The following is a 926-nucleotide window of genomic DNA, read 5'->3' as shown; positions in this document are numbered from 1 at the left end:
AATTTTAGTCTTATACAAGATAAATATTATAGTGACAATCTCACCAAAAATCTTATCACAAATTTAAACACTCTAAAAGACAATGAATACAATGCCTTTGGAGTAGAACTTCCTAAAAATGTTATTTTAGAAGTTTTTGAATTTGGAGAAAAACATAAGGATGATTTTTCTAATCTAGTTAAACAATATCCTTTCATTCAACTTGTTTTTTCACAATGGCTTACTATTAAACTCTATGAAAAACAAAAACAACTTACAAATAATCCTAATTTAGACTATGAAGAGTTTTTAAAAAATTTCACTTCTACTTCTAATCACAAAAGTTATAATCTTCTTGATGCTATTCATCAATTAAAGCTTGAAAATTTTAATCACAAAGATGACGAATTTTTTAACATTATAGACACTGCAACAGCACTTGGTGCTTGGGGTCGTATTGATCATTTATATATCAACGATATCACTCTTTATGATATTATTTATGATATTATCCCTAATTCTATTAGAAAAGTATTTTTAAAAGATGAAAAGCTTTTAAAAACTTATTTGCCTTTAAATCAAGATCAGTTTTATTATAAAGAATATGAATATAAAGATCCTAAAGAGGTTTTTAAATATTTATATGGAGAAAATATAACTTATAATGAAAAAAAAGTTCCTAAAAAATATTATCAATTGGATGCTTTATATTTAAAAGATTACAATGTTAATCCTCTTATATCTAAAGCTAAAATCAATAAACTAGGTATAGGCTATGATGAACTTTTAGAACTCATACAAAACGATCAAACAAGTCTTAAATATCCTGAGATTGATGAATTTAAAGTGATAGATGAAACAAAACACAGTGAAGAATATGGTTGGGAATTTCAATATAAAGTGGTTTTAGATCCAAAGAAAAGACATAAGGCTAATTATGAGGATAT

The 926-nt window shown here is 24.9% G+C and carries 1 protein-coding gene; it reads left to right on the top strand.

Annotation, left to right across the window (positions count from 1 at the left end; genetic code table 11):
- A partial coding sequence (locus H2277_RS09015) for a hypothetical protein (protein ID WP_337201968.1) occupies nucleotides 1–926 on the top strand: 926 nt, incomplete at both ends.

It is taken from the genome of Campylobacter sp. W0014, assembly GCF_020135975.1.
In the GTDB taxonomy this organism is placed as follows: domain Bacteria; phylum Campylobacterota; class Campylobacteria; order Campylobacterales; family Campylobacteraceae; genus Campylobacter_D.
The sequence above is the reverse complement of the archived record's forward strand: the minus strand, read 5'-3'. Positions and strand labels throughout refer to the sequence as shown.